Below are 23,808 nucleotides of genomic sequence, written 5' to 3'. Positions count from 1 at the left end.
CCGTGCTCCTGCAGGATCAGGCGTTTAGTGTACAGGATCAGGTTGAAGCCGACGAAGAAGAAGATTGTCGGCGGAAGAGCATGCTTCACCTGTGTGAGCCACCAGGTAACGGCCCGCCGCAAGAGCGCTGCCGGCGTCGAGCTAGCAATCGCGGGTTGTCTCATGTGATACCTCCCAGTGATTGCGCCGAGCCATGTCAGAGACACGCTGCCACTGGTGGCAGAAAGCCATGCTTCAGCTATCGTTCGGTTCGAGCGCAGTTGTTGACTTGCCTCAATGACCGTTGGGAAAGCTGGCTTCGTCCGCTTTGGGTCAATCGCTAGCCCAGCGGCAAGTCCGCTCATGTCCGCTATGTCTTCAAAGCGGAAGTGAATTATCATACCGCAATGCAGCAGGAGCTAAACCGATGACTGAAGCCGTCAGCAGTAATGGATCGTCCGGCACCAAGCCTTCCTCTCGGAGGCGATCCTCCAAGCCCGCGACCGTCAGCGCCTCGGCACTGGCGGAGCATCCTGATTGCTCCCGGACCACATCGACAAGCTCGAAGCCGAAGGTGTGATCCAGCGGCGAGGTGACGGCTTGCCGCTCGACCAGAGCCGCATTGCCCACTGACGGCACCTTCGGCGCGAACGGCAGCCATCCTCCGCAGTGAGGCTGATCAGGCCCACGTCGCGGTCAAGACCGAGATGCTGCAGCTTCGGTTGATGGAGAACAAACGCGAACTAGTGCGTCGGGCGGATGTCGACTAACTTATTGACCAGATCGCTGGCACAGCCCTACTGCATCTATCGAGCCTGCCGGTGCGGTGTGCGCCGCGAGGTGACCTTGCGACCCGGCGCAGCATCGAGCGGGTCGTCTTCGAGGTCCGAACTGAGATTGCCAAGGTCTGCCAGCAGGTAGTCGACAAAGTGCGACGAGCCGCCGCTGTTGAGCAGGCCTGATCGGCTCGTCCCCTTTGTCGTGCCCAGTGCGGTATCCACCGCAATCCCCTTAGCGGCTTGCCTGTTGTGCGCGACCCGTGGGTCGCAAGGGGCGCACTCGTTCGAGTATCCGCTTCTTCACGTTTGAATCTTGCTGCCGGTGTTCATGCGCAATTAGGCACGCCGCGGCCGACCCTTGCCGCGGCCACGCTTCGGATTGCGCTCGTCGCATGCCACCTTCGCAGCTTGCCACGCGGCAATCTCATCCCAAAACCAAACTCGCCGGTTGGGACTGATGTACGTCGGCTGCGGAAATGTTCCTGCTTTAATGAGCCGATACAGCGTGCTGCGAGAGATGGGAATGAGCGCGAGGACCATCTCCTCAGTGAGCATACGACGGAGGATGGGTTCATCTTGGATGGCAGCGATACTCATGGTCATGTTTGATCTCTGCATGCATGGAGCACCGAGCGCGCTCCTGAGACATGGTGGGCGACCGAGTTTAACCGAGGTTCAGTTGCGTTTTCTAGATTGAAGCAAAGCTTCGCAAACTTCCGGTCACGCGAGCAAATCGCACATCCCTCTCGTACCGCGACAGTGCTGCGTCAAAAGCTTGTGAACGGTACTTGCTGACATTCCCTGAAACTAGATCGTCGTTTGTGGCTCCTGGTAATCGCGGACTTATCAAAGCATGCTCGTCATGAGGTGCAGAAGTGCGCCGTGGATAAAAGGAGGATAGCGATGGCGCGCTCAATTGCTGAGAACATCGAGAAGCATCCTGTGCCGCGAGTGAGCTGGTCGGTTGATGAGTTTTGCAGCTCTGTTGGGATTAGCCGCTCGACCTACGAGAAATTGAAGCGTCATGGTCTCGCACCGCGTGAGATGCGCATTGGTTGGGCCGTGCGCATCAGCCAGCATGCCGCGGCAGAGTGGATTGCTGCGCGTGAAGCCGAGGGGGCCACGAAGGTGATGTCCGAGATGGAAAAGTCGAGCAGCACGTAAGTACAACGCCGCGTCCAGCGCGAATGCCCAGCCCGGCTGAGCTAGCGCGAGCCCAAGACGAACGCTGACAGGGTTGCCGCCGAGTAAAGCAACAGAGGCAAAGAAAGATTGGATCGTTATTTCGCCGAGGCAATAGCCGCTCGGCTAAGGCGAACTCTTGGCTGAAAGGAGCGGAGCCGACGGCCAGGTGCACTCGTGCAGCAAACCCGATGCACCCGGTCGTCTAACAAAAGAGGACAGCTTATGTCCAACGTCACGACCGCCAGCGCTGTCGCGCGGTATGCGGTAGCGCCCGCCGACTCGGCTGTCAACATCCTGGAGCACTTGAGGGATCTCACTGGACGCGTCGGGGAAATCAGCGAGCGGGTCTTTGTCGCCTGCACTATGGCTCAAGGCGAGTTGGAGGTGTTCGAGCCTTACGATCTCGATGACGAGCTCAATGATCGGCGGAAATCGCTCGCCGATGATTTGCTTGAGATCGAGATCGCAGCGCATGACCTCAACGAGCTGGGCGATCTCATCAGCAAGCTCACGTCGTAGCAAACCGGAAGGGCACCATCGTTGATGGTGCCCTCTTTCTTTTTGGAGGACACCTCAATGCCTAAGAAGCCTCGTATCCGGGCCGCGTTTCGCCTTAATGCCGCCGTGCGCCTGGTCGCCGAAGTGCGTTGCCCATATTGCTGCACTGAGCTGCGTGCAGAGGATATTGAGCCGCTCGAACATGGCGATGTTCTCGCCATTTGCGCCAGCTGCCATCTCGTTCTGTTCACTATCGAGCACCAGTGATGGCGGGTCGCATCAAGGCGCGAAGCGGCTCACTGGCTGCCGCTTTTAGTCTCGCCACACCGCCAGTCGGCGAACGGCAGACCCAGCGCGTTCCTGTGATGGAGGCAGTCCGGCTCGCCGCGGGTCGCGAGAGTCTTTCCATCACAATAACTACCTTCGAATGCACTATTACGATTTGGGCTGAGGCCGCGGCCGAGGGCGAGCTGGCGGTGCCGCTGGAGCCGCTCGCGGCAGTGCTGCGGCATTTCCCACCCGACGCAGAGATTGCCATTGTCGCCGACGACCACGCCGCGATGCTAACCGCAGGTCAATCGAGCTTCAGGCTCCCGGTGGTTCCGATCGCGAACCTGCGGGAGCCGCTTGTTATCCGAGTGGAAACTGGTCGCGTCGAACTCGATGCCAAGACGACGCTTGGTCTTTTTGCTCGGCCCGCGTTCGCTGCTGCCCACGATGCGTCTCGTGGATACCTTAATGGCATCCTCCTGCACAGCACAGCCGAGAGTCTTGTCGCGGTCGCGACCGACGGGGTCCGGTACTGCCGTGTCACCACACCGGCGACGGCGACACTCTCGCCGGATCACTCGCTGATCATCGCGAATGGGGTGGTGAACTCCATCACCCGCTTGCTGCGCAACGCGATCGGCAACGTGACCCTGCGTCGGTCAGAACGCTTGTTTGCAGTCCAGGGCGCATGCGAGCGCATGCGATTTGCGCTCGTTAGTAGAAGGATTGAAGCGACCTATCCCGCTTATGAGAGATTCTGCCAGTTGCCAGGCCAGAACTTCATGACCACCAACCGCGCCGGGCTCGCCGAGGCGCTCGCACGCTTCACGGCAGTGGCTGACCCGCAGACACCACTGCCTATCGTCAAAGTGTCCTGGGACGCCGGCGGTTTGCATTTGCGTGCCGATGGCAGCCATGACCACCTTGCGGCCGACGTTGTGGGCGAGAGCGAAACGGCAGTTCAGACCCGGTATTTCGCTGAAATCGTCGCCGTATTGCGGGGCGACAACGTCACGATCAACGCGGGGCAGCCCAGCAGCATCATCCTCATCACCGACCCGGACGACGAGAGCTTTACCGCGGGACAGATGCCGATCCGGCCGAGGTCGTCATGAGCAATCTACTCGCCGCCGCGCTCGACTACGCTGCTCGCGGATTTCCGGTGTTTCCCTGCGCCCCGGGGGGAAAGATACCCGCGGTTCAACGCGGCTTTCGAGCCGCCACCATGAACCCTGCAACCATTCGCCGCTATTGGACTGATCCCGAGCGCAACATTGCTATCCCGACGGGCGCGAGTTCGGGTTTCTGGGTGCTCGACCTCGATGGTCCCGAGGGAGTTGCAACTTTGCGCGCGCTGGAAACGAAACACGGAGCGCTGCCGGACACCCGCACCGTGCTCACGGCCAGGGGCGCACATGCATGGTTTGCATATCCGGGTCCGATCCCCACCACTGTCGGGAGGGTCGGTGCCGGCATCGACACCCGCGGCGACGACGGCTACGTCATCGTCCCGCCCTCCGTCCATCAAACAGGCCACCGCTACGTCTTCCTCGGCGATCCCTGGGGGCCTGTCGCGGCCGCACCGGCATGGCTGATCAATGCCGTTCGCACCAAAACCGAATTGCGGATCATCGACCGGGCCATGGCCCCGAATCAAGGACCGTGCCGTGTGGGCGCCTATGGTCACGCTGCCCTGAAAGCCGAAATCGCGGCGCTGGCTGCCACTCCGCCCGGGCGACGCAACGACGCGCTCAACCGTGCGGCGTTCAACCTTTTTCGATTGGTTGCCGGCGGAGAGCTCGCCGAGGATGAGGTGATCGCCGAGCTGCACCAGGCCTGCATCACGAACGGGCTTGTGGCCGACGATGGCTGGCGGAACGTGCACGCAACCATTCTCAGCGGGCGGGCCGGGGGTTTGCGGTGCCCGAGATCGCGAGGCGCGCCATGACCGAGGTGCTGCGCCCGTACCAGGTCGAGGTCATCGCCGAGTTCTGGCGCGCCGTGAACGCGGAGCAACGCAGGATCATCCTCGTCGCGCCGACCGCGTCCGGCAAAACCGTGATTGCCCGCACGATCGTAGAACAGGCCCGCCAGAAAGGCTGCGGGTCGTTGTTTCTCGCCCACCGTCGAGAAATCATCACCCAGACCAGCAATAAGCTGCGCGGAATTCCTCACGGTATCATCAGGCCCGGCGATCAACCGCGGCCATTTGAGATGGTGCAGGTGGCGAGCGTACAGACGTTGCATCGCCGTGCCACCAAGGCTTCGACGATGGAGCTACCCGAGGCGGGGCTCGTCGTCGTCGATGAATGCCATCATGTCGTGGCGCAGAGCTACAAATCGATCATCGAGCGCTACCCGGAAGCCATTCTGCTTGGGCTCACTGCCACGCCGTGCCGTGGCGACGGCCGCGGCCTCGGTAAGGTCTTCCAGACCATGATCCAGTGCCCACAAGTCGGCGAGCTTGTCGAGCAGGGCTTTCTGGTGCCGACCCGCGTCTACGCGCCGGTGGATCCTGACCTGCACGGCGTTCACGTTCGTCATGGCGATTACGTGGAAAGGGAGCTCGCCGACCGCATGGATCGGCCAAAATTGGTCGGCGATATCGTCACTAACTGGTTCAAATTCGGCAAGCGGCGCAAGACGGTCTGCTTTGCCACCTCCGTCCGTCATTCAATTCACATCCGAGACGAGTTCGTTGTCACCGGCGTTCGCGCCGAACACATTGACGGCTCGACGCCAATGGCCGAGCGCGATGCCACGCTGGCGCGGCTCGCCTCAGGCGAAATCGAGGTTGTCACGAACTGCATGGTGTTGACCGAAGGTTGGGATATGCCGGCGCTTGGATGCCTGATCCTCGCGCGACCGACCAAGCAGCTGGGCCTCTACAGGCAGATGGTCGGACGCGGGCTCCGGCCAGCGCCGGACAAGGTTGATTGCATCGTCATCGACCACTCGGGTGCTACCTACCGGCTCGGGTTCGCCGAAGACTTCATCGAGTGGACGCTCGATCCCGACTTGAAGACAGAAAATCCGGCCCATGCCATCCGAGACGGGGATCATCCGGGCGGGCCGAGGATCGTCGAATGCCCCGAATGTGGTGCTGCGCGCGTCGGCGGGATGGCTTGTCTCACGTGCGGCTATTTGCCGGCACCATTACCGCGCGCCGTTGACGTGATCGATGGCGATCTGGGCCTCGTTGGTACTAGCCGTAAGGCCCAACCTGATCGTGTCGATCTCCGCATCCGCGACGAGTGGCACGGCATGCTCGCGAGCATCGCGGCCGAACGCGGCTACAAGCCTGGCTGGGCTGCTCACCAGTACCACAAGAAATTTGGCGAGTGGCCGCCTCCCGGGCCGGCGCCTGTGCCGTCGGAGCCATCGGTCGAGGTTAGGCGCTGGGTGCGCTCGCGGATGATCGCCTATGCGCGGCGGCGGAAATCCGCATGAGCAAAAATCGCCCCAGGGAACGTTTTGTCCGGCTTACCCAGACAATGATCGAGAGCCAGGCCTGGCGAAGTCTTAATGGCAACGCCCGCGCCGTCTACGTTGAATTGGCCAATCTTTATCGTGGCAACAACAATGGCCGGATCGGGTTCTCAGCAAGGCAGGCCGCTTCCGTCATTCCAATTTCGATTTCCACTGCCGCGCGCACTTTGATGCTGTTGCAGGAGCGTGGCTTCATCGCCGTTGCGGCAAAAGGACGTTTTGACCGAAAACGTGAGGCCACTCGTTGGCGACTCACCGAGTTTGACTGCGATGTCACCGGTCAGCCGGCCAGCCGCGAGTTCGAAGCCTGGAGTTCGGTCGACAGCTCTCCAGCTTGGCCATCGCGGAGATACAGAAAGGAGGGGATAGATGGATAGCTATAGACTGTCTCACCCATGACACTATGCATAGTCTCACCCATGACACTGTAAGAGGCCAACGGTGTCATCCATGACACCACATAGTCTCACCAGTGACACTGTTAGTGTCACCCATGACACTATGCAGCGAACAGTTTTAGTGGCGAGCGGAAGGGGCACCATCAGCAACTTCGGTATCTCGAGTAATCTTGGATTATGCTACAATTGGCTCGCTAAGCTCTGAACGAGGCCGCGTCATGAGTGCAATGCGAGGTCGGCGAGATCCAAGAACAGGCCGTGTCTTCGGATTTCAATCCGAAACACAGCGCCACAACTTCATGATCGGTCGTGCTCAATGCTGCGATGGCCCAAATCGACGTATGCCCACTTGTACGGCGGTGACCAGGTCTGGTGAACCCTGCAAGGCAGCGAGGATGCGCGGTCGTTCAACTTGCTTCCGTCATGGCGGAAGCTCCAAAGTAAAACAGACGCGGCTGGCTGCCGCATACCTGTCAGGAGATTTGACCCGTATTCAGCGGGCCGAGATGCGATTAGAGCGCAATCGCTTGTGTATGCTCTGGCGTCATGACCCACACCATCCTGGCAAAACGATCATTCTGACGCCCGACGATGAGGAGATCTGCCGAGCATGGGCGATGCAGCAAGGCTTCGAGCTCGCGCTCCTGGACGATGACCTCCCGGCGTTCTCGGACGCCCTCCGATGGCTATGGGCTAGGAGGTCGCGCGGCCTCATCAGTGAGGAGGACTTGAGCGCCAAACTCACGCGGCTGCGTAGCCGGACCATGGAGGCAACCCGTGCGGTCGATTATCAGGGATGAGCGTGGGCGCTTTGTACAGGTAGTCCAGCCGAGGCTTTGGCAAGCCGCTGCGGTAAAGCGGAGCCGAGACAGAACCGATCGGATTGAACGCGCCCGAAGGCAATTGAAGGCGCAGATAGCCACGACCCAGTGGACGAATGAGCTGGATCGGCAAGGAATCTGCGAGTTGGAGGCTTGCGGCATTGAGTGGTTCGCAGTTGAAGCGTGGCTCGACGCCCTGAACCCGCAAGCAGCCAGTGCCGCGCGAAGGTTCGTGAAAAGCGTGTTGGAGGTGTTAGCAGATCATGCGGCTCCGTCTCGAGAACGGGGTGAGGTCTACAATGAACTATATAGGCGGCTGATCGCTGCCGGCATCGTGGACTAATCGCCTCGGGGTTTGATCACGGCCGGAATGGATCGCCGCGACTCCACGCGGGCCGCTGATGCGCTCTTGGTGGCTTTGAGTCCCCAAGACCAGTGAAGAAACAGGCTGCTCCTCGACCGTCCCAGGGGCGCGGAGAGGCTGTCACTCGAAGAGACGCTTATTGGAGGGCCCGCCAGATTGTAGTTTCGCCGCACTCATACTCGCGGGCCAACTCCGCCATCGTTTCGCCGGCAGCGTACCGCTCAGCCAGTCGTCGGCGCTGACTGTGATCAAGAGCAGTCGGCCGCCCGAACTTCGTGCCCTTACGCCGGGCCCGCTGAATACCTTCTTCACACCGCTTGCGGATCAGGCTGCGCTCGAATTCGGCGATGCCGCCCATGATCGTCATGACCAACCGACCCACATCGGTCGTTGTGTCGCACCAATTCTCGCCGAGCGAAACAAACCCGCAGCCTACCTCCTGGAGCTCATGAAAAATGTTTTGCAGATCGCGGCTCGATCGCGCCAGGCGATCCAGCTTGGTAACAGTTACCACGTCTCCGGGATTGAGGCTCTTCATCAGCTTGGCGAATTCTGGCCGCCCGCTTGTAGACTTGCCTGATGCCTTCTCACTGAAGATCTTCTCGCATCCGGCAGTTTTCAGCGCCTCAGTTTGAGCAGCGTGATCCTGTGTGTTCGAACTGACCCGTGCATATCCGATCTTCATCATGTCCCCCATTTTGAAAGAGAGACTTTTGGAATCTAAAAAGCGCGATAACGCAAGGGCAATTTCGATCTTCCAGAAAGTAGAGTTTTTGAAAGTTGGAGGCAGATCGTCTGCCGTAGCCTAGCAAGGCAACTGCGCTCATCGCCTGAGCAACGGCCCCCGTGGTGATGACGAGCCTAGCTTGCGGAGCAGTTTGTGATGCGGCTGCGCGCCATGGCTGATCTTGGCGCCGGCGGCCTGATCGGGGCGCTCCAGCATCGGGTTTCTGAGCCACCCCCTGGCACCCCCCGATCGTCGCGGGGCCGGCGGTCGCAACCCGCCGCGGCAAAATTTTCTCACTTCGAACCTTGCTGATGGTCTTGCTCCAGCGTTTAACCCGACTCGCGGTCTGGCTGGCCACATCGACATCGCCAGAACTTTGTGCGCTGAGTCCGCGCAAGCCCCTCTGCGCTTCACTTCATCCGTGGTGCGAACGGTGTCAGTCAGATGCCCGGTACCGCCAACGAGATCCTGAAGCGAAGGCAGGGGGGCTGGAGGAGAAACTCGAATCGGCCGCGCCGACTTGTGGATGCTGAGTTTGCCGTAGCCCCGCCGGCCATGTCCAAAGACGAGAGTGGAAGAGGTGAGTCAAAGTGACTCACCGAAAATCCTCTCGAACCAACAGCCCTGCTATTGTAGGCAAGCAGCGCTTCAACGCTGTTTTCCCCTCGCGGTGCTAGCATTCCCATCTTTCGACTTTGATTGGCAGTCGCAGGTCGATCAGCCGCGCTTGCAGTAGAGAAAGCGCAAGCAGGTCGCTTGGATGTACATGAAGCGAGTAGTCGAACTGATTGCCGCCACCTTCCACAAAATCAAGATGCGGGCCGTCACCTCTCCGGTCGAGGTCAGGACCAAGATCGATCCCTTTAAGGAGACGATAGGCTCTCGCAGAGGGACCGGACACGCGGTCATAGTGCAGTTCCCACCAGGCGCCGTCCATTTGCTGGTCTAGGTGGCTTGGGTCGAAGCTCATCTGTTCGAGCCGTTCTTTGATCTCACCAGCCGTGTAGTCCTTTGCGTCCAGGCTGTTCAGAAACACCCGCCAGGTCGGAGGCTCAGGGGCAATGACTTCAGGCTCGGCATCGAGAAACAATTGCGGTTCGTTCAAACCATCGGGCCAATCCCAGTAAAGCGTGTGTACAGTGCGCGACGGGACAAACAGCAACGGTGCCTCCTTCCGCCGTATGAATGCCCGCGCGTCACCGACGAACGCCATCGTCAGCAAGCCGCCCGTTCCGATCAGAAATCCACGTCGTGAAAACATAGGGCCCTCCGAGGTCTCATGCGCATCTGGAGGACTGGCGACCTATTGTTGCCCCTGCGGGCCACATCGTCGTACCACCGTTGCCGGTCAAGGCTGGTTGGCGGGACCATCAGGTCCTCTCAGGATGCAAGCACGGACATATCGCACCGGTACCCGCTGTCAACGGCTTTAGGGCGGTCTCGAGGTCGAACCCGCCCCATGGCACCCCGATCAAGCTGGGCTGTGGACGCACAACTCCCGCCGAAGTTTTCGAGTTCTAGCTTGCCTTCCGTCGTTAGGCTCTGCGCTGGCACCGCGAAGGCCCCGTCAGATCTCCTGGTCGCCTCGGTCTTCATCAGAAGCGTCTGAGCTAACTTGGCGCGAGCCGCCCGCGCGTTGTTCTCGCTCCCCGCGGAAGCGCAGGCGATGCCTGACGGGGCTCCTGAAGCTTGGTTGGGTTGTTTTTGTGCGGCTGACCGAGGGAAGAAAGCTGGCCTGCTAACCACGCTCGGCAGTCGCTCCATCCACTTTGCACTCCATTTTGCCCCATTTCCGGCACCTTTGCCGATCAACAGAGTTAGAAGCTGCCTATGGGCAGGCTGGCCGTTTGTTCTCCCGCCGCCGAACCCTCCGTAGGACCTCTGATTGGACTTAGCGGTGGTGCGACGCTGTCGCAGCGCCTCTTTCATACCCGAGGGATCCAGCATGAAACGCATGGTAGTGACCGGCATCGTCCTTCTCTCGCTCTCTTCCGTGGCTGAGGCGCATCGTCTCTCCGGGAGCGCGACTTACTATGGCGGCAGTGACCGCCTGTGCGGCCGCCGAACAGCCTCCGGGGGCGTACTCAACTGCGCTGCAATGACAGCCGCTCACAGGACGCTGCCTTTCGGCACCGTCCTGATGGTTCAGAGCGGTGGTCGGTCGGTCCAAGTCACGGTGACCGACCGCGGTCCATTCACCGGCGCGTTCCTTGATCTATCGCCTGCGGCCGCGAGTGCGCTCGGCTGCCGCTGCACCCATCGCAGCGTGACCGCGACCATTGTGCAAATGGGATCCGGTGGGACTTTGGTCGCGAGTCGTGGTCGCCAACGTCCCGTCGCTGCGGTGGCCATACCGGGGGTCTTCCAACCGATGCAGGACGGCGTGGGTCCGTTGGGCACGTTCGGGTCGTCGATGGCGATGGCTCCTGCGCTCCGTCATCACCGTCGCCACTAGTACAGGAGGCAGCCCGTTCGCATTGCGGCGAGTTGCCAAATGCTCGACGGCACAGCCATAGTCAACAAATCGCATATCGAGGAGCCCCGTGATGCGGTTGTCCAGTTTGGCTATTGTCGCGCTTGTCGTGGGTGCCTCCAACCCAACTTATGTTTCTATCGCGATGGCAGCTCCAGAATGTTCAAGATCGATGGAGCTGGCGGATTGGGGAGAGAATTCGACCGGTGACATTAACGTTGCGTCTGGGGAAAGTTGCACTTTCCCGATCACGTTGCGCGGCGCAACGACTAGCTCGGAAATCTCGCAAAAGCCAGCACACGGCAAGCTCAAGAAGGTCAACGTTGCGATTTACGAATACAAGACAAAGGCCCGATACAAGGGAAGTGACACCTTTGCCATCAAGGCAACGGGTAAGGGGCCGAAGACTTCTGGCACATCGGTGATCACGGTGCACGCTACGATTAAGTAGCGGGTCGAGCAGTTGAGCGACGCCTTTTAATGCAGATCGCGCGGTGGGCCGCCGGCCGTACGAGGCCGCACCAGTCTCGCGGCTGTTGACGGCGTCCGCCGTGGGGCCGTCCGCGATTGCGAAGACGGAGAAGATCGGCCGAACATCAGTTTATCGCGCACTTGCAGAGTGAGCCGCTCTCACGTGCAATCCGCAAAGCTTCTATCCGGTACGCGAGGCGCTTGCTGGGCCTCCAGAGCTTCACGCGTCCAGCAACAAGATCAGGCCGAGCAGTTTTCGGGTCGAGGGGGGCAGGGGGAGAGAAAGAAGCTTGCTGTCTGTTCGGTCTGTATTGCTGTCCATTGCGTGGCTCGGGAGCATCATCAAGCTGCCAAAACCAAACCCGGACGGCCCTCGTCATAATTGAGGCAATACCTTGTACGACTGTGGTTCCGGTGATTTGCAGTCGTTTAGTTTCGCGCTCTCTGTCAGATCGCCAGGAGCTGTTGGGTGCGCTCAGTCCTTCGACGCCAGCGATTGGATAACCGCCGAACTGATGCGTCGACCTGCAGCCCTGCGGGCACCACCCCGGCATTCCATACGTCGGTCTGGAGACGTATATACGCGACAGTGCAGCCGATACCGATCCGAGCCGTGATCGCGCTCGCGACGCTCGTTCTGCTTGCGTCCGGCGCCGTGGTTGAGAGGGCGACCGCCCAAGCCTGTAGCGTCGCAGGATCCACCGTCACGCTCACCAGCGGATCTTGTACCATTGCTCCCGATACCGTTCTCAACGGCTCGCCTGCGGTTCACGCGCTCACCAGCGCCAACATCACCACCAGCAACGTCAACATCAATCCTTTCAACGGCGGAAGCACCGGTGGTTTGGCCGAGACCAACGGCACGATCACCTTCAGTTCCGGGTCCAGCATCAATGGCAACTGGGCCATCGCTGCGTCTGCGCAAAGCGGCGGTCAGATCATTTTCCGAACAGGAGCGGCCATTAACCCGCCCTTCGGCGGCGGAGGCACTGCACTCCTTGCCAATGGAGCGAACAGCCAAATCAGCGCGACGGGTCTCTCCGTAAGTCTCAACGGCGCAGGGGGCAACGTAGCCGCGAGGGCGACCAATGGCGGCACCATCAACCTGATAAGCGGTAATTCAATCGATTACGCAGCTGGGGGTGGAGGCAATACCGGTCTTTGGGCAACCGGCGCCGGCAGCCAGATCTTATTGATGGGTACGACCTTATCGATGCCGGGTGGTGGCGGTGGCGACATCGGCGCGAAGGCGGAAACAGGTAGCAAAGTGAGTTTGACCGGCGGCAGTGTCACCGTCAGTGGAAACGGCGGGGGAGAGACGGGACTTCTGGCGACTGGCACTGGGAGTACGATTACAGCAAACAACGTAGTCGTCAGCGTTAGTGGAGGCGGCGGTAACGCCGGGGTGAGTTCAGCGAACGGCGCCGGCATCATGACGACCGGCGGTTCGGTATCTGACGTCAACGGCGCAGGCGGCCGGCTTCAGAACGGCGGCAGCGTGACGATGGCCGGCACTAACGTGACGGCTTCGGGCAATGGCGGCATCGGCTTTCTTTTCAACAACGGCGGCGCCGCCAACACGTTGCAGTACAGCAATGCGACGATTATGGCGAGCGAGGCTTCCTTCCTGGTGCAGGGCGCCACTGCCAACATCAATCTCAGCAACACGATCGCGACTGCGAACAACAACACCCTGCTCGACACGAACTCGTCCGGCAACACGACGTTCAACGCTCAAGGGGCGACCTTGCAAGGAATGATCTCGACGCAGGGCGGGAGTATGAGCACGGTAAATCTCACGCAAAATACCATCTGGACGATGACCGGGACTTCGACGGCAACAACCGTCATCAACGACAACAGTCAGATCACCTACACCGCGCCGACCGGGAATCCCACGCAACTGTCGAGCTACAAGACGCTAACCGCGGGCAACTACGTGGGCGCGAACGGCACAATCGGGCTCAACACGTTTCTCGGCCCCGACGGCTCGCCTTCGGACAGGCTCATCATCAACGGCGGCAGCGCGACCGGCAATTCCGTCTTGCACATCACCAATGCGGGTGGCCCCGGCGCAGAGACGGTGGCGAATGGCATCGCGGTGGTGCAGGTAATCAACAACGGCACAACGGTACCCGGTGCCTTCGTGCTCGCCGGCGAGGTGCGCGGCGGCGCCTTCGACTATTTTCTTTTCCGTGGAGGCCTCGCGGGCAGCAGTCCCAACGACTGGTTTCTCCGCTCGACCTTTGTCGTCCACCCGGAACCGATCGAGCCGCCATCAGTGCCGCTCGTGCCACTCGGACCGGCACTACCAACCAATCCGCCCCCTGGGACGCTGCCCCCGGGTATCTACCCAATCATCGGGCCGGAGATCGCGACCTATGGTGTGGTCCAGCCGATCGCCCGGCAGTTGGGGATGACGACGCTTGGCACCCTGCATGAACGCATCGGCGATACGTTGCTCGACGCAAATGCGGGCGCGCCATGCCCCGCCGGCGGTCTGGTACCAGCGCGAGCGCCGACCGATTGCGCGAGCGCCGGCTGGGGGCGGGTCCTCGGTCAGCAGATCGACAGCCATTACAGGGCGTTCGCTGATCCGCGCACCTCCGGCCAGGTGCTGGGCTTTCAGACCGGCCTCGATCTGTGGCGGGGCGAATGGATACCGGGCCATCGCGATGCCGGAGGCATTTATGTCGGATATGCCAATGCCAATGTCGATGTGAGCGGCCTCGTCACGAACGAAGCAGCGACCGGCTACATGCTCCGTCACACCGGCGGTCTCAATCTCAATGCATGGTCAGGCGGCGCTTACTGGACGCATTACGGCCCGAATGACTGGTACCTTGACGCGGTGGGACAGGCGACGCGCTACGAAGGCGCAGCCTCCACGCAAATCGCCAGCCTTTCAACCACTGGGTTCGGCTTCCTCTCGTCGTTGGAGACGGGCTATCCCATTCGGTTGCCGATGTTCGGGCCGGGCTTCGTACTGGAGCCGCAGGCGCAGATCGTCTGGCAACATGTGTCGTTCTACGACGCCAATGATGGTCTAGGTGCAGTCGCACTGGGTACAACGTCGGGCACCAGTGGGCGGATTGGCCTGCGCGGCCGATGGACCGTCGCCAGCGACAGCGGGCAGGTGTGGCAGCCTTATGTTCGCGCCAATCTGTGGCGCGATTGGGCGGCGCAGGCGACAACGACATTTTCCGGTGTCGATCTGGTGCCCTTGCTTGAGCAGGCCACGCGCCTGCAACTCGGAGGTGGGGTGAGTGTGAGGATGAACGCCAACGTCAGCCTCTACGCCAATGCCGACTACCAGTTCGCTGTCAGCGACACCGACGGCGGCAGGCGTGATGGCATTCGCGGAGCAGCTGGCGTCCGGTATGCGTGGTGAAGCTGGGGAAGACATCTGCTCATGTTCAGTTCTTCCATTTTTGAACCCGAGCGGACTCGGCTGCAATTTGAAGACCCAAACTGCGGACCGATGGGAACTCAATTCTTAAGCTGGATTAACAACTTGCGGGGCAATTTCGTCCGCAAGTGTGACTTCCACGCTACATCCCACCGGCAGCATCTCGCCTAAAAAAGGAGCAGGAATCATGAGGGGCGCTCCTGCCTAGCCTGACGCTTCGGGGACAACGGAAGCGGACTGGGAGAAATTCATATGAAGAAGATTTTGGTTGGTGCAATTGGCGCTGTGGCGCTGAGCATGTCCGCTCCTGCGAGCGCTGCAGATATGGCGGCCCGTCCCTACACCAAGGCGCCCCCGATGGTTGCGCCGATCTATGATTGGACCGGCTTCTACATCGGCGCGAACGGTGGCTGGGGTCAAAGCCGCAATTGCTGGGATTTCGTCGGCGCGGCCGGCGTGGTTTTCGCTGATGGCTGTCGCGAGCGCTCTGGAGGCCTGATCGGCGGTCAGGTCGGGTATCGTTGGCAGGCAAGCCAGTGGGTGTTCGGCCTGGAAGCTCAAGGTGACTGGGCGGACCTCAGCAGCCAGCGCGTCAGTCTGATCAACCCAGCGTTCTCGACCCGCACAAAAACGGACGGCATTGGCCTGTTCACCGGCCAGATCGGCTATTCCTGGAACGCTTCCTTGCTATACGTCAAAGGCGGCGCGGCAGTGACGAGCAACCGCTTCAGCATCCTGGGCACGCTCAGCGGAGCTGAACTGGCAGCTGCAAGCGCAACCCGTTGGGGTGGGACGGTAGGTGTCGGCTGGGAGTATGGTTTCGCACCGAACTGGTCAGCTGGCATCGAATACGATCATCTGTTCATGGGCAACGCAAACAACTCGTTCTCGGTTGCCAACCCCATCGTTGCTGGTGCGCTGAACCGGATCAACCAAGACGTAGATATGGTCACACTGCGCGTCAATTATCGCTTCGGCGGGTACGGTGCGCCGGTGGCGGCGAGATACTAAGCCTCGTCCTTCCATTCTTTCTCCAGTAAATTAGGCCGGCAGAGATGCCGGCCTTTTTTATCGGAGAGAACATGTCCGAACGATCTCTCAAGCTGCCAAGCCGCCCCTTAAGCCGCCGCGACGCGGCCGACGCCATCAATCGCGCCTTTGAGAGTTCGGACATCACCGAGGTTTGCCAGGCCATCGGCTCTGCTCTCCGCGATTACAACGTCTCCGACATCGCCAACGAATGCGGGATTGCAAGGCAGACCCTCTATCGCGCCTTTGTCGGTGGTCTAAAGCATCCAAATTTCACAACCGTTTTGACGGTCCTGGACGCGCTGGGCTTGCAACTGCATGTCACGGTGCGCCGGAAGGCTCGGGCACGATCGGCGCTCCATAAGGCAGTTCCGCCACCGGAAAAATGATCGGTCCTGCGATGGCCCGGCGGTTGTAGTTCTCACGTTGTAATGCCAAGCATGCGAACAAGCCTATCAACTAGGTCGAGCCTGAAGGGAAAGGGTTCGTACGGTTGAGGAGCACCTCGTATCTTGGCTGTCCCTGGGTTTTTGCGTGTACCTTGGGACAATGTGCCTGAGGACAACTATTCTTCGCTTGGATTGTTAGGTTCACTGGGATTGCACCAACCCCAATGGTGCACCAGCCCCCCAAGGCCCCAGTCTCGCGCGGGACTGGGGCCGACCCCGTTCGGCGGGACACAACGGGAGAAGCCGCTGTAAGCTCTTACAGAGCAAAATGATTAAGCACCAAGAAGTGGATGAGTGCTTTGCGGCCAACTCAGATCGCGCTCGTAGAATCGAGAACGGATGCAGGCCTGCGATCACATCATAATCGTTGACGACGATCCTGGCATACTGAAGGCGGTCGCCAGACTGCTGCGTCGCGAAGGCTACAAGCCCGTCCCGTTCTCATCGGTCACCGCCTTCAAAGCCAACGCTGAGCTTGAGCGGGCGGCTTGTGTCATCCTCGACATCAATCTGCAGGATGGATCAGGCATTGAGCTGAGGCAATATCTCAATGCCTCACGCGCTGACGTACCAGTCATCTTTATCACTGGCAACGAGGAGCCGGCCGTCCGCCAGGCTGCGCTGAACGCCGGATGTGTTGCTCTCGTCAGCAAGCCGTTTTCCGCTTCTGAATTGCTGGTGCCTATAAAAAAAGCTGTTGGTGCCTGACCGATACAGCAGGCAGGAGAGCGGGGAGCTGGAGATACGGAGCGGCCATGTTTACGCACCATGTGCCGAAGTTTGGCGTGTGAACAAGAAGACAAGCCGTCATTCGGCTATGGCACAACGGTGGGAAGGGCGACAGCACCAATGCAGCGTCGGGCAACGGAAGGTGCTCCTCACCAACCAGGACCGCCTTCCACACGGCCCTCTCAATACCCTGGTGCGCTAACAAGACATTAGGTGACCTAGTTCGAGCAGGCCTTCTTCATGCGAGTTTGGCGGTAGTGATCCTAGAGAATCTCGCAGAGCAGTAGGTGTGCAGAACTGCAAGCTCGTCCGAGCCCTTGACGCAGATCAACATCCGAGAGCGCCTCAGCAGTCAGATTTTGGCCGTTGTGTGCAGGAGAGACTTTCCAGCTCGCGCGGTCTGATCCTCGCGTCCAGGTGAGTTGCGGTGCATTAGGCGGGTAAGGAAGGCAGGTGAGCGCTCGTGCCGAAGCTAGATGATTTCTTCAGACAGAGTGCGAGCCGAGCAGATCTTGCGAAGCTGAGCCAGCTCAAAGCGGGTCATCTTACTCGTATGGATCGGATTGCAAATGGAAGAGCACTCCGTAGCAGTGTCCCGCGCTCCTCTCACGGAGAGCTGTTTCTCAGCCGCTCACGATCCGACCCTCTTTTAGTTCTCCAAGCCCAGAATGCTACGCGCATAAAGGAACTAGTGCCGGTGCGAATGGCACGAATGCTGGCTTCGCCGTTCGCCTTCATGCGAGGAAGTGCAGCAATCATGGCCGGTGATTTGGCCAACTCTCCCCGCACAAACCTTCAGGTCATGGCCTGCGGAGATATGCACCTCCTGAATTTCGGCCTGTTCGCATCGGCCGAACGAAATCTAGTTTTTGCAATCAACGATTTTGACGAGGTTCTTCCCGCGCCTTGGGAGTGGGATCTAAAACGTTTGGCCGCAAGCGCGGCCGTTGCTGCTCAATTCATGGCCGGTGACCGCGTAGATGCCGAACATGCTGCGCGTGCTGTTGTCGAAGCATACATCGCGAGAATGCGCGGGTATGCAGAAATGGATTTTCTGGAGGTGTGGTACGACCTTATTGACGAGAAAACTATTTTGGCATCGGCGCCTCCTCGTATGCGTAAACTTGCGCAGAATACATTCAAGAAAGCGCGCGGACGGGGCCACATTCGGGCTCTCGATCGATTGACAGAGGAGGTGAATGGAGAGCATCGCATCTTGGAGGATGTGCCGCTGATCGTTCGTGCAAAGCATCTCCCAGATGGCACCCCAGTGACTGAAGCATTAACATCAATGCTTCGCTCCTATTTGGAGTCACTGCCTGAAGATCGCAGACGATTGTTGTCGCGATTTCGGGTAGTGGACGTGGCCCGCAAAGTGGTGGGAGTTGGAAGCGTCGGCACGAATTGCTGGGTAGTACTGCTGGAGGAGCACGGTGCTGGTAGCCCGCTATTCCTACAGATAAAGGAAGCGCAGGAGTCGGTGTTAGCTCAATTCCTGGATGGAGCAAGAGAAGTCAAGCAGCAAGGTCGGCGCGTCGTGGTGGGCCAGCGGATGATCCAAGGGTCACCCGACGTTTTTCTGGGCTGGGGTCCAGTGGACGCGAGTAAGGCGAAGCGCCATTACTATGTGAGGCAGCTTGCAGATATGAAGGGTGGCCTCAGCTTGGCCGAGGGCGACAGAAAAACCCGTGAGGGTTTACCAGACTATTGCCGCCTCTGCGGTTGGGCGCTCGCACTCGCTCACGCTAAGTCTGGCGATGCCGCTATGATTTCAGGTTATTGTGGCACAGGCGACGTGCTTCCGGACGCAATTGGAAAATATGCACTAGCATATCTTGAGCAGACCGAGCGTGACTATGGAGTGCTGAAGACCGCCGCTCGCAACGGCAAGGTGTCTGTAGCGAAACAAAGATGAGGTAACGCGTCGCTCGAAGGTTCTCCAGATCGGAGCGTCAAAATGCCATGCAAAACTGTCGCCGACAGACCTCATAAGGTGTGCTCTTGTTTCTGACCTGGATTAATCAGGTCCTTGGGCTGGTGGTTCCGACGAGGCGTCGCGATTATCGACGCACGTTCTCGAGCGCATATGAAGGCTTCGCTTCAACGTGCCTCAGTAAACAATTAGCGCCCTACGGAGACACAAAAGAAGATCATTCAGGATTTGGCCTGTTGATCCACGGGCGAGAAGCCTTTGCCGTTCGTCTGGCACTGGCGGACCTGGCCGAGCATAGCCTCGATTTGCAGTACTACATGTGGGATGGCGACACCACGGGCCGGATCATGGTTGATCATGTCATGAGGGCCGCCGCACGAGGCGTGAGAGTTAGGCTTCTTGTTGACGACCCCTTTTACAAGGACAGCGACTCCGTCAAAGCCTGCTTGGACGCCCATCCGAACGTCGAGATTCGTCTATTTAATCCGCTCGGAAACCGGCGCTGGGCTATCCTGGACTTCCTCTTCGACTTCGCTCGCGTTAACCGCCGCATGCACAACAAATTGATGATCGCCGATAACGCGGCCTCGATCGTGGGTGGTCGCAATATTGGTGACATTTACTACGGTGTGAATGTCAGTGCCAACTATCGTGATCTGGATGTCCTGGCGGTTGGACCGGTCGTTCGCGATCTGTCAAACGTTTTTGACCGATACTGGAATAGCTCATCTGCGGTACCGATCGCCGCAATCGTCAGGCGAGCATATGGTGAGGCTGACCTTCAGGTTATCCTGACTCGCCTCAGGGAGGAGATCGCCACGACTGATTACCCCTATCCCATTTCTCAGCATCCTGAGCAGCTGGCTGTGCTGTGCAACGAACTGCGCGACGATTTGATCTGGGCGCCAGGGCGAATCGTCGCCGATGATCCCGAAATTGTTCCCGGAAAGGAGAGCAATAGCGTTGTGATCTTCATCGGTGAGCGTGTAGCCAGTTTGGAACGAGAGCTTCTTGTTGAGTCACCTTATTTCGTTCTGCCGGCTGGGGCTCAGGCCACTGTGAAACGATTGCAGGATCGTGGAGTGAGGGTGCGGGTGCTTACAAATTCCCTTGCATCGAATGACATGCTCCCAGCGCACGCGGGCTACGCCAAGACGCGGAGAACACTTCTGGAGAATGGCATGGAGTTGTATGAACTCAGGCCCGACACTGACGCGTACCGGCCGGGATGGTCGATCGTGGCCGGGAGGTCCGCAGCGGCATTGCACACAAAGGCGATGATATTTGATGGAAAAGCCGTGTTCATTGGCAGCTTCAACCTCGATTCTCGCTCCGCCTTCATTAACACCGAAGCGGGGCTCTATGTCGAAAGCCCAGAACTCGCCCGGCGGCTGGCGGCTTACATGGAGATGGGAGTTGGGCCGGCGAACAGCTACCGCGTCTTTCTTGATCCAGATAGCAAACTCGCCTGGGAGACGACGAAAGATAGCGAACTGATGCGGTATTCGGACGAGCCCGCCACTGGTCTGCGACGGCGTGTCCTCACGACTCTCCTGAAGCTCCTTCCTATTGACTCGCAGCTTTGAACTGGCGTGGGCGACCTACCAGCAGAGCGAAGCTGCCATCGACCCGCCGTCCGTTAAGAAGCCGAATTGAGCGGGACTGGACAGGCAAGCGTGTGCGATAGCTGGATCAGGAAGAGGCACAAGAGTTCTCTGAGCCAGGCGACTCACGCAAATCATGGCAGCTATCATTCCGAGTTATCGGCACTCGGCCACGCGCAGGCCGCAGCGTCAGCTAGCAGGTACTTTAGTACGCTGCAGAGCTCCGTTCAGATGAATAAGAACAGCCTCTCGTATGTCACGGTTGGCATATAAAGAAATCTTAACAACTTAAGCGCGTAATACGTTGGATTTGACGTGACGATATTAGAATAAATTTGGGCCAGCCAATGAGGGCAAATTCTGCGGCCGATCTCATTACTGAGTTGGATGCCGCCATCGCGAAGAGCTCATCCGAATGTTGTGCGCGCATGCTCTGGCGCACCACTGAGCTGCTCGCTGACGGTAATCACCAATTACAAGAACCGCAGGTCGGCTTGCTTGACGACGTTCTAGTTCGCTTGGCCCGGCGGATCGCGCCCGGGACGCTCGCCGAGCTCAGCACGACGCTCGCCGAGCTGGGTACCGCTCCGATGAAGACCCTGCGATGTCTCGCCTCAAGCGGCGATCCGGCGATCGCAGTCCCTATCCTTACGAAATCTCCCGCCCTATCGCCGGCTGATCTCGTGGCGATCGCGACGTCCGGCAGCGAGGATCACCTTCTCGCCATTGCTGGCCGGCGCAGGATCGAAAGCCCAGTGACTGAGGCAATATTGCAGCGCGGCAGCAGCAAGACTTGTCTGGCCCTCATCGCCAATTCGGGCGCTGAATTCTCAGGCGCGGCCTATGCCCACTTGATCGGTAGAGCTGTGGAGGACGACGAGATCACGAAAGCGCTGACGCTGAGGCCGGACACCCCGGACATGGTGGTTCGCGAGCTGCTGTCGGCATCGCCGAGGCCGGCAATTAAGGCCTCCACCGCAAGCGCGCCTTCGCAAGTATTAGCGACGGCAAAGCAACCTTGCGACGCTGAGTACGCCGCTGCGAGGCCGGAGATCATATCGCTCAATCGGAGCGGAAAGCTGAGTGATTCGACTGTCAATCGGTTCGCGATTCGGCGTGAGACAGCCAACCTGTTCACGGCGTTGTCGGTGCTGTCGGGAGCACCGATTGAGGCCATCGAGCAGGTGATGGGAGAGTCCGGTTACGAAGGCGCGGTTATGGCGTGCCGGGCATCGCGCTTGAATTGGCAGACCACGCTGGCGGTCCTCAGCATTCGCGGCGCGGGGCTTTCACCAGGCGAACGCGTGCGAGCGCAGGAGCTGTTTGAAACGCTTCATCTCTCGACTAGCCAATGGTCCGTTCGTTGGGGAGAAATCTCCGCGCGCGCCCACCGCCGCACTGCAAGATCGGCAGGAAAATAATGAAATTCGACGGTCGCAAGGCGTCTCGGGTGCGCATGGACAACAGACAGCCCGTGAACCTGATGGGCTCCGACGGCACCTGGCGGCGAAGCTGCGTCTTGCTGGATATCTCGAACACCGGCGCCAAGATCGAAGTCGAAGGGTCACTCGATGTTCTCTCGGCCAAGGAGTTCTTCATGCTGCTGTCGTCGACGGGACTGGCCTATCGACGCTGCGAGCTGGTCTGGATCGACGGAACCACGGCTGGCGTCCACTTTATCCAGGCAAATGGCAAGAAGGCCCAAACGACAGCGAGCGACAGGCGCACGCATAAACCAAGTTGAGCCGAGCAGTCTCATTGAAGTGAGCCAATCAACTTGCACCCCGACGAGGCCCATTCAGCCCGGCACCCGACGAACGAAGGCACCAGTCATGCTCGTGCACGTATTGGCCGACACTTCCGAGAAGCTCTTCGGGCTCTGCTCGCTTTTTGGAGAACAGTTCACCGTTGCCGGCGAGCGGCTCGATGTAGAAGCAAAGCTTCCGCACGATGCTGCTGCGGTCGTCGTCCGTGCCGACCTGCGAGCGCTCGAAAACATTGTCGCGCTGAAAAGGAGAGCTGCGCGGTTAGCCAAAGCAAAGAAGCGGATCTTCCTCGTCGAGCAAATCTCCCACGTTTGCATCTCGCAAGCTTATGCGCTCGGCGCAACGTCGGTGTTGCGTGGGAAGATCGATGCGGCCAAAATCCTGGCCGCTTTGGCCGGAGCCGGCGACGAGAGTGGGCCGACGAGCGGCAGCTCAAAGTCTGACAATGCGGTTGACGCCGCAGCGAGCGCGATTGCATCGATGTTCACCTCGATCACCCTCGGTGAGCGGGTCGACGTGGCCGGTCCCAAAGAGGCGGGCCGCGAGATCACCAACCGGATTTCCGAGCATGGGTTAGCCGAATGGCTGACCACGGTGCGGCGCCATCACGAGGGAACGTTCCAGCACTGCCTGCTCGTGACCGGCGTCGCCGTCGATTTCGGTCTCAGTCTCGGTTTCCGTAGAAGTGACCTTGAACGGCTTTCCACTGCTGCCATGTTCCACGACATAGGAAAGGCGAGGGTGCCCTTGGCGATCCTGGACAAACCGGGACGCCTCGATGACGACGAGCGAGCGTTGGTCGAATCCCACCCGACGGCGGGTTACGATGTGCTGAAAGGGCACGTGGACATCTCACCCGAAGTCCTCGATGCGGTCCGGCATCATCACGAATATCTCGATGGCAGCGGCTATCCTGACGGCCTCTGCGCCGAGAATATCACCGACATCGTGCGCGTTCTAACCATTTCGGATATCTTTGCGGCGTTGATCGAGCACCGGCCGTACAAGCCGACAATGCCTCGTGCGGCGGCATACGAGATTCTCTGCGGCATGAGGGGAAAGCTGGACAGGGCGCTAGTCGCCTCCTTTAAGAATGTTGCGCTTACCAGATGAATTCTGGTGGAAGCTACGAAGGAATTACAACTCTCCACCGACGGTGAGACCCTAACCGTACCAGGGTCACCGTCGCCCCCGAGTCCGGCGTGAACTGATAAAAACCTGGAAAGCGGATGTCCGCTGTTGGCCCAAGCCGCCCAGTTCAACCCGGCAACTAAGACGGGATTTAGCCTGGACACAACGCAAGGCTGGAGGCTCAAAGAGACATCGGAACGATCAGGCGATGACCTACGTGATGCGGCATGCGCTTCGCTCAAGGGACAGCGCAAAGGCCCGGTTTGATGGGGTTCTCTCCGGGCCTCTGGCTCCGCTTCGTCGC

The 23,808-nt window shown here is 59.6% G+C and carries 23 protein-coding genes and 1 riboswitch; of the genes, 18 read left to right on the top strand and 5 right to left on the bottom strand.

Annotation, left to right across the window (positions count from 1 at the left end):
- Positions 1–357: 357 nt before the first annotated feature.
- The 3 genes from AC0L3S_RS36285 to AC0L3S_RS36275 all read right to left on the bottom strand — a co-directional run bounded on the left by AC0L3S_RS36285 (position 358) and on the right by AC0L3S_RS36275 (position 1,361).
- Positions 358–609, bottom strand: coding sequence for a hypothetical protein (locus tag AC0L3S_RS36285; protein ID WP_473284607.1), 252 nt, complete (start codon positions 607–609; stop codon positions 358–360).
- A gap of 176 nt (positions 610–785) precedes the next feature.
- On the bottom strand, positions 786–980 hold the full coding sequence (locus AC0L3S_RS36280) for a hypothetical protein (protein ID WP_473284605.1): 195 nt from the start codon (positions 978–980) through the stop codon (positions 786–788).
- Between the two features lie 114 nt (positions 981–1,094).
- Positions 1,095–1,361 (bottom strand): helix-turn-helix transcriptional regulator, encoded by a 267-nt coding sequence (locus tag AC0L3S_RS36275; RefSeq protein WP_473284603.1) that lies wholly within the window; start codon positions 1,359–1,361, stop codon positions 1,095–1,097.
- Between the two features lie 300 nt (positions 1,362–1,661).
- On the opposite strand from AC0L3S_RS36275, the gene AC0L3S_RS36270 reads away from it, so the two are divergent.
- The 7 genes from AC0L3S_RS36270 (at position 1,662) to AC0L3S_RS36240 (ending at position 6,577) form a co-directional block, all read left to right on the top strand.
- Positions 1,662–1,922: a hypothetical protein gene (locus AC0L3S_RS36270; protein ID WP_473284601.1), complete on the top strand. Its 261-nt coding sequence runs from the start codon at positions 1,662–1,664 to the stop codon at positions 1,920–1,922.
- A gap of 243 nt (positions 1,923–2,165) precedes the next feature.
- The gene (locus tag AC0L3S_RS36265) at positions 2,166–2,462 is read left to right on the top strand and encodes a hypothetical protein (RefSeq protein WP_473284599.1); all 297 of its coding nucleotides are present in this window, start codon (positions 2,166–2,168) and stop codon (positions 2,460–2,462) included.
- A gap of 57 nt (positions 2,463–2,519) precedes the next feature.
- Positions 2,520–2,708, top strand: coding sequence for a hypothetical protein (locus AC0L3S_RS36260; protein ID WP_473284597.1), 189 nt, complete (start codon positions 2,520–2,522; stop codon positions 2,706–2,708).
- Positions 2,708–3,826, top strand: coding sequence for a DNA polymerase III subunit beta family protein (locus AC0L3S_RS36255; protein WP_473284595.1), 1,119 nt, complete (start codon positions 2,708–2,710; stop codon positions 3,824–3,826). Before AC0L3S_RS36260 ends, AC0L3S_RS36255 begins: the two co-directional genes overlap by 1 nt.
- Positions 3,823–4,659 carry a bifunctional DNA primase/polymerase gene (locus tag AC0L3S_RS36250; RefSeq protein ID WP_473284593.1) on the top strand — a complete coding sequence of 279 codons (837 nt, stop codon included), beginning with the start codon at positions 3,823–3,825 and terminating at the stop codon, positions 4,657–4,659. Before AC0L3S_RS36255 ends, AC0L3S_RS36250 begins: the two co-directional genes overlap by 4 nt.
- Positions 4,656–6,161 (top strand): DEAD/DEAH box helicase, encoded by a 1,506-nt coding sequence (locus AC0L3S_RS36245; protein ID WP_473284591.1) that lies wholly within the window; start codon positions 4,656–4,658, stop codon positions 6,159–6,161. Before AC0L3S_RS36250 ends, AC0L3S_RS36245 begins: the two co-directional genes overlap by 4 nt.
- Positions 6,158–6,577, top strand: a complete 420-nt coding sequence (locus AC0L3S_RS36240; RefSeq protein ID WP_473284589.1) for a hypothetical protein — start codon at positions 6,158–6,160, stop codon at positions 6,575–6,577. The genes AC0L3S_RS36245 and AC0L3S_RS36240 overlap by 4 nt, the downstream gene beginning before the upstream one ends.
- Positions 6,578–7,919: 1,342 nt before the next feature.
- On the opposite strand, the gene AC0L3S_RS36235 is transcribed toward AC0L3S_RS36240, so the two are convergent.
- Together AC0L3S_RS36235 and AC0L3S_RS36230 are read right to left on the bottom strand one after the other, a co-directional pair.
- Entirely contained in the window at positions 7,920–8,471 is a 552-nt protein-coding gene (locus AC0L3S_RS36235; RefSeq protein WP_473284587.1) for a recombinase family protein, read from the bottom strand.
- A 712-nt stretch (positions 8,472–9,183) separates the two neighbouring features.
- The gene (locus tag AC0L3S_RS36230; protein WP_473284585.1) at positions 9,184–9,771 is read right to left on the bottom strand and encodes a hypothetical protein; all 588 of its coding nucleotides are present in this window, start codon (positions 9,769–9,771) and stop codon (positions 9,184–9,186) included.
- A gap of 34 nt (positions 9,772–9,805) precedes the next feature.
- A riboswitch (SAM-I-IV-variant riboswitch) is annotated at positions 9,806–9,904 on the bottom strand.
- A gap of 551 nt (positions 9,905–10,455) precedes the next feature.
- Here AC0L3S_RS36230 and AC0L3S_RS36225 point away from each other — a divergent pair.
- From AC0L3S_RS36225 to AC0L3S_RS36175, 11 genes are all read left to right on the top strand, one after another.
- On the top strand, positions 10,456–10,965 hold the full coding sequence (locus AC0L3S_RS36225; protein WP_473284583.1) for a septal ring lytic transglycosylase RlpA family protein: 510 nt from the start codon (positions 10,456–10,458) through the stop codon (positions 10,963–10,965).
- A gap of 91 nt (positions 10,966–11,056) precedes the next feature.
- Positions 11,057–11,434: a hypothetical protein gene (locus AC0L3S_RS36220; RefSeq protein ID WP_063995462.1), complete on the top strand. Its 378-nt coding sequence runs from the start codon at positions 11,057–11,059 to the stop codon at positions 11,432–11,434.
- A gap of 633 nt (positions 11,435–12,067) precedes the next feature.
- On the top strand, positions 12,068–14,845 hold the full coding sequence (locus AC0L3S_RS36215) for an autotransporter family protein (RefSeq protein WP_473284581.1): 2,778 nt from the start codon (positions 12,068–12,070) through the stop codon (positions 14,843–14,845).
- Between the two features lie 270 nt (positions 14,846–15,115).
- Positions 15,116–15,874: an outer membrane protein gene (locus AC0L3S_RS36210; protein WP_473284579.1), complete on the top strand. Its 759-nt coding sequence runs from the start codon at positions 15,116–15,118 to the stop codon at positions 15,872–15,874.
- A gap of 71 nt (positions 15,875–15,945) precedes the next feature.
- Entirely contained in the window at positions 15,946–16,281 is a 336-nt protein-coding gene (locus AC0L3S_RS36205; protein WP_473284577.1) for a helix-turn-helix domain-containing protein, read from the top strand.
- Between the two features lie 399 nt (positions 16,282–16,680).
- Entirely contained in the window at positions 16,681–17,049 is a 369-nt protein-coding gene (locus tag AC0L3S_RS36200; RefSeq protein WP_473284575.1) for a response regulator transcription factor, read from the top strand.
- A gap of 574 nt (positions 17,050–17,623) precedes the next feature.
- Positions 17,624–18,985: a DUF2252 domain-containing protein gene (locus AC0L3S_RS36195; RefSeq protein WP_473284609.1), complete on the top strand. Its 1,362-nt coding sequence runs from the start codon at positions 17,624–17,626 to the stop codon at positions 18,983–18,985.
- Between the two features lie 86 nt (positions 18,986–19,071).
- Entirely contained in the window at positions 19,072–20,589 is a 1,518-nt protein-coding gene (locus AC0L3S_RS36190; protein ID WP_473284573.1) for a phospholipase D family protein, read from the top strand.
- A gap of 365 nt (positions 20,590–20,954) precedes the next feature.
- On the top strand, positions 20,955–22,028 hold the full coding sequence (locus AC0L3S_RS36185) for a DUF2336 domain-containing protein (RefSeq protein WP_473284571.1): 1,074 nt from the start codon (positions 20,955–20,957) through the stop codon (positions 22,026–22,028).
- Positions 22,028–22,351: a PilZ domain-containing protein gene (locus AC0L3S_RS36180; protein ID WP_473284569.1), complete on the top strand. Its 324-nt coding sequence runs from the start codon at positions 22,028–22,030 to the stop codon at positions 22,349–22,351. Before AC0L3S_RS36185 ends, AC0L3S_RS36180 begins: the two co-directional genes overlap by 1 nt.
- A gap of 88 nt (positions 22,352–22,439) precedes the next feature.
- Positions 22,440–23,486, top strand: a complete 1,047-nt coding sequence (locus AC0L3S_RS36175; protein ID WP_473284567.1) for an HD-GYP domain-containing protein — start codon at positions 22,440–22,442, stop codon at positions 23,484–23,486.
- Positions 23,487–23,808: the final 322 nt, after the last annotated feature.

The sequence above is a fragment of the Bradyrhizobium sp. Ken01 genome (genome assembly GCF_055807355.1).
Note: the sequence above shows the minus strand (reverse complement) of the source record. Positions and strands in the feature narration are given on the sequence as shown.